The organism is Paenibacillus sp. Root52 (genome assembly GCF_001426865.1).
In the GTDB taxonomy this organism is placed as follows: domain Bacteria; phylum Bacillota; class Bacilli; order Paenibacillales; family Paenibacillaceae; genus Paenibacillus.
Genome location: NZ_LMFO01000015.1, coordinates 12,325 through 18,777 on the forward strand (window position 1 = coordinate 12,325; position 6,453 = coordinate 18,777).

The window sequence follows — 6,453 nt, forward strand, 5'->3', positions numbered from 1 at the left end:
TCGCTAGGTTTAGAAGGTTATTCAAAAAGTCCGCTTTGGCGGACTTTTCGAACATACACTTTAAGGCTGAACAGTTTGGGCTTTCCGTGATATGCGTTTGATTGGAGTAAGTGTGCTGGAGGCAGAAGGTTGTTGCTCTACCTTACCTGCGAACGCTTGTAGAATCGGCTGACCAAATAAATCGGCTAACTTGGCGTCAGTGCCCTGTCTGGCATTCAATCTGGAGATCATCTGTACAGCAAGAAGCGAATGTCCCCCAAGTGCAAAGAAGTCATCATGAATCCCTATTCTGGATACACCTAATACCTCTGTCCAAATTTCGGCAATCACCTGTTCCAACGGGCTCTGGGGAGCGACGTATTCCTTCACGCCATAAGCCTCATCACCAACTGGATCAGGTAATGCTTTGCGATCTAACTTCCGGTTCGGAGTCAATGGGAACTCATCCATTACCACCCATGCCGATGGAATCATAAAGTGCGGAAGCTTGCGTTTTACATGATCTCTTATATCCTCAATAACAGGAACCTGAGTATCCCTTCCCGTCAAATAAGCGACCAATTGCGAACCATGCTGCTTGGTTTCTTTCACCAATACGAGAGCTGCCTGCACGGACGAATGGCTAGATATAACAGACTCAATCTCCCCAAGCTCTATCCGGAACCCTCGAAGCTGCACCTGATGATCTACCCGGCTGACAAATTCAAGGGAAGCATCTTCATTCAATTTCACCAGATCACCTGTCCGGTACAGTCTTTCTCCAATCTGGAATGGATGCGGAATAAACTTCTCGGCAGTTAACGCTTCACGGTTCAGATAACCGGCAGCAACACCAACTCCACCAATGTATAACTCTCCAGGAACACCAATCGGAACCGGATTACGCTGTGGATCTAACACATATAACGTGATATTCGGCAATCCCCACCCAATGGATGGAGCTTGATTATTGGTCTCTCGACTAGCCACACGCCCTTCGGTACTAAAGATAGTACACTCGGTTGGCCCATAAATATTGATATATTCGAACGGAAGATCTGCAGGTGGACGAAGCTGAAGACGGTCTCCACCAACCATAATAGACCGGAATACACCGTCCTGAGGCCACGTTAAATCAAGCAATTGCTCGGCAATAACCGGTGGCAAAAAACAACCTATCGTGATGCCTTTGGACAGAAACCACTGTTGTAATACCTGTGCATCCATAACAACTTCCTGCTCCATCAGATGAACACTGGCACCCGCGGTGAGGAACGGCCACACCTCCAGCAACGAAGCATCAAAACCCATCCGTGAAACCTGCGCACTTCGATCCGCAGGTGTAATACCGAAGCGTTCGTGATGCCAGAAGATCACATTTAGCAACCCTTTGTGTTTCAGCATAGCTCCCTTCGGTTTGCCCGTTGAACCTGAGGTATAAATAATATAAGCAATGTCATCGGCAGTGGACGCTGGCACAGGATTTCCTTGATTCCCCTGCATCCATGGCTCACTTTGATCTACGTAGATGACTTCAGATACAGTTGCCGAAGGCTGATCCATCAGGGTCGTTCCTGTAATCAGTATCCCTACCTGGGCATCCTCCATGATGAAACGAAGCCGATCCTCTGGATAGGTTGGATCCAGCGGTACATAGCATGCACCAGATTTGAATACAGCGATCATGGCAATCAGCCAGTCTGTAGAACGCTCCATGCAAACGCCGACATTCATTCCCCGTCTAGCACCTCTGTTACGCAGCTCATGAGCCAGTTGATTCGCCTTGTGGTTTAATTCCCCATAACGTAGCTGCTCGTCTCCATCCGACACGGCAAGCGCATCAGGTGCTGTAGCGGCTTGTGCTTCAAACAGTTCGTGGACGCAACGTTCCCAGGAATAATCACGTTGGTTCTGATTCCATTCAACAATGAGCTGATGCTGTTCTTCCTTGGATAGAAGTGGAAGCTCATTCATTGCTTGATCCGGATTCGCCACAATTCCTTCTAACAAAATGTGAAAATGCTGTACGAGTCGCTTCATTCCTGCGCCAGCAAACAAAGCCGTATTATAGATCAGGTCACCACCCAGCCCTTGCTCCTTCTCCTCCATAATAAGAGAAAGATCAAACAGTGCTGTATTCCCCTGAAGCTCAATGGAATGCACTTGAACATCAGGAATACTGAATTCATCTGCAGGCGTATTTTGCAAAGTAAAGAGTACTTGAAATAATGGCGTATGACCGGTATCTCGATCAGGCTGCAATTCTTCAACAAGCTTCTCAAAAGGAACATCCTGATGCATATAAGCCTGTAGCGCCGTTTCCTTCACTTGGGTTAACAATTGGCGGAAGCTTATGTTACCTGCAAATTGAGATCGGAGTACAAGTGTGTTGGCGAAGAAGCCAATCAACCCTTCTGTCTCCTCCTGATTCCGGTTGGCTATCGGCGTACCCACGGCAATATCCTCCTGTTGGGTGTACCGGTGCAGTAGAATCTTCCATGCAGATAAAAGTGTCATATATAACGTCGTGCCTTCACGGCGACTCAGCTTCTTAAGTTCAGCCAGGAGGGGCTCTGCAATATGGAATCGTTCCGTTGCCCCTTCAAATGTCTGAGCAGCCGGACGAGGATAATCCGTTGGCAATTGAAGAACGGATACATCCTGTAGCTGTTGCCTCCAATAGTCCAGTTGGCGATCCATCACACCTTCACCAAGCCACTTCCGCTGCCAGATCGCATAATCTGCATATTGAATCGGAAGTTCTGCAAGTGGCGCAGCCTCTCCGAGCAAATGAGCTGTGTATAATGCACTCAACTCACGGATAAAGACACCCATAGACCATCCATCGGAGATGATATGGTGCATAGTCACCCCCAGCACGTACTCTTGAGGCGCTAGCTGAATTAAAGCTGCACGCAGCAACGGTCCCTGACGCAGCGAGAACTCCCGGTCTCCTTCATCTGTAATCCAATTCATTGCTTGTTGGAGAGCATCCGGGTGATTTTGCAGATCCATATAGGTCAGCACCGATGGGATCTCAGGCTGCACCACTTGTAGCGGTTCGTTTCCTTCTCCCGAAAGAAAGTAGGTTCGTAGTGACTCATGCCTTTGGATCAGATCATGGATGCTACGCTCCAGTACCTCCCGTTGAACAGAACCATTCAGACGCCAGAGGGAAGGGATATGATAATTTCGGTTCCCTGGATACATTTGCTCGAAGAACCACATCCGCTGCTGTGCAAAGGATAACGGTACATTCTGTTCACGTGTGACATCCACCATACTGGATGTCGCAGCAACATCCTGCCCACCTTCGGTACTGCGGAGCTCCTGAATCCGCTTCGCCATCTGAGAGAGCACCGGACGTTGGAAGACTTGAGCAAGTGGATACTCAATGCCAAACAGCTTTTTCACCCGAGATACGATCTGGGTGGCTAGAAGCGAATGACCGCCAAGCTCGAAGAAATGATCATGCGCACCAATTCGCTGTAACCCCAGCACGTCTGACCAGATTCCTGCCAGCATCTCTTCCACCGGATGACGCGGAGCCACATAGTCCTGTGCGCTATACAGCTCACTCGGCGTTGGTTCAGGCAGGGCTTTCCGATCCACCTTGCCGTTAGGCAACATGAATTGTGGCAGCTTCGGCTTCATATATTCGCGCAGCTCATTGACAAGGACAGCATTGGCTTTGCCACGGGAGGCTTCCGGCTGAGTTGCAATGTAGGCGACCAGTTGCTTCCCTGTTTCGCCGATCTCCCGTGCCTGTACAATGACGCTATGCACCGCCGGATGACCCACTAACACCGACTCGATCTCACCTAATTCGATGCGGAATCCCCGGATTTTCACCTGATGATCCGCACGACCGATGTAGCTCAAGGTGGCATCCGGGTTGTATTTCACCAAGTCACCCGTTCGATACAAGCGCTCCCCAGAACGGAACGGATGTGCCACGAATTTCTCGGCGTTCAGCTCCTCCCGGTTCAAGTACCCGATAGCGACCCCAACACCGCCAATGTACAACTCTCCTGGTACCCCGCGAGGTACTGGGTTTTGGTGGGCGTCCAATACGTACAATTGCGTATTCGGAAGTGCTCCACCAATCGATGGAGGGGTAAAGCTACCATCCTCCGCCTCTACCGTAGAAACAGTGCTGAGAATCGTACATTCCGTTGGCCCATAGATGTTCACGTAATCAAAGGTGAGATGCGCTGGTGGACGCATTTGCAGTCGTTCACCCCCTGCGAGCAGTGCTCGCAATGCCCCATCCTGCGGCCAGGTAAGCGGCAGCAGTTGCTCTGCGACCACTGGAGGCAGGAAGCAGCTCAAGGTGATCTGGTGATCCAGCAACCAGTGTTGCAATCCCTCGGGGTCCAGCACGATCTCTTGCTCCATCAGATGCACACTGCCTCCGGAGCAGAGCAGCGGCCAGGTTTCCAGCAAGGAAGCATCGAAGCCCATCCGGGCGATCTGAGCACCACGGTCTGCCGGGCTTGTCCCAAACCGACCTTGGTGCCACAGAACAACGTTCAGCAAGCCTTGATGACGAAGGATTGCACCCTTAGGCTGTCCTGTAGAACCCGACGTATAGATCACATAGGCTGGATCTTGCGCAGTTGCCCACGGCTCCGGATTAGCTCTGTACTCACTGATTTCACCGTTCTCGTTGCTATCCAACGTCCCCCAATCTGATTCTCGATCCAAACAGACCACCTGAACCGCTGGCTCTACGGTTAGCCGAGTTAGTACTTGCGAATGGGTCACCAACAGCGGAACATTGGCATCTGCCATCATGTAAGCCAGTCGTTCCTCTGGATAGGTCGGGTCTAGCGGCACATAGCAGGCTCCTGATTTGAACACCCCCAGCATGCCAACTAACCAGTCAACGGAACGATCCGTGCAGACTCCCACATAACTCCCCGGACGTGCACCCCGATTACGGAGAGTGTGCGCCAAGACATTCGCCTTTTCATTCAGCTCACCATACGTGATCTGCCGATCCTTGTCCGTTGCAGCGAGTGCTTCGGGCGCTTTAGCTGCTTGCTCTTCTACCAGCTGGTGCACAAGACAGCTCCAATCATAGGCTTGATCCGTCTCATTCCAATCGACCAGTAGCAGCTGGCGTTCTGCAGCAGTCACCATGCCTAACTGAGCAAGTGAACGATCCGGCGTTGCCGCCATTTGGCGCAGCAGTTCCATGAAATGACCGGATAAACGCTCGATCCATTCGGCATCAAATCGGTCGCTTTTATACATCACCTTCATATGTAACTCCGACTCTGCTGGTGAGAGAGATACGGTGATCGGGAAGTTCGTTTTCTCCGCAGCCTTGATTTCCGTAATCCTTACCAATTCCTCACCTGGCTGGTCGTCAATCGGTGTAGGATAATTCTCAAAAACAAACAATGTCTCGAATAACGGTTGATCCTGCGGTACGGCGCTCCAATTACGAATATCTACGAGAGAGGTATGCTCATACTGTCTAATAGTCGACTGTCTACGATGGACAGATTGGAGCCAATCACGGACAACCTGCTCTCCATCTACTTGGATACGTAATGGTAACGTATTAATGAAGAGGCCTACCATATGCTCAGCACCTTCAAGCTCTGCTCCACGTCCTGAACTAGTTACTCCAAACAGCACGTCCGATTCCTGGCTGTACCGGCTCAGCATAAGAGCCCAGGCACCTTGAAGCACGGTGTTCACCGTGATACGGCTCTCTGTAGCTAGTTTTTTGATCGCAGTAGTGTACTCCTCCGGAATGATTAAGTCATGCTGAGCGGATGAAGTCTCTTCTTCCACACTTCCGCCCAGCTTCATTCCGAGCTGAGTTGGTGAATCAAAGCCCTGTAACTCCTGTTTCCAGAACGATTCAGCCGCCCCAGCATCCTGATTTCGAAGCCACTGAATGAAGTCTCTATAAGGACGCACCTCTGGTAACTGCATCTGTTGCCCACGTACCAATGATTGATATATGTGAAGCAACTCTGCCTGTACTACCGAGAAGCTCCACCCGTCAAATAACAGATGGTGGCACATCCACACCATATTGTAGCGTTCTTCTTCCCACTGAATGAGGGATACACGCATTAAAGGAACCTTTTTTAGATCAATACCTCGCTCCTGATCCTCGGTAAGAAAACGTGCCAGAGTAGCTTCTCTGTTTGAAGTTTCAAGCGCTTGCCAATCATGCCGTTCAAGTGTGATCCGTGCCTGGCGATATACAGCCTGCAAAGGTTCTGCTGTGCTATTCCATAGAAATCGGGTTCTGAAAACCGAGTGCCGCTCAATCAAAATGTTCCAAGCTTCCTCCATCATGTCCAGGTTCAGTGAACCCTCCACTTCAAGATTGATCTGAGTAAGGTACGTATCGTTAGCCTGTATACCCTGATCGTACAGGGAATGGAACAGCATTCCCTGTTGGATCGGCGACAGAGGATAGATATCGACAACATCTTTGTTCTTCAC

General features: G+C 50.3%; 1 protein-coding gene. It reads right to left on the reverse strand.

Annotated elements, in window-relative coordinates; genetic code table 11:
• Window positions 1-60: 60 nt before the first annotated feature.
• Window positions 61-6,453, reverse strand: a complete 6,393-nt coding sequence (locus ASD24_RS15535; RefSeq protein ID WP_082560430.1) for a non-ribosomal peptide synthetase — start codon at window positions 6,451-6,453, stop codon at window positions 61-63.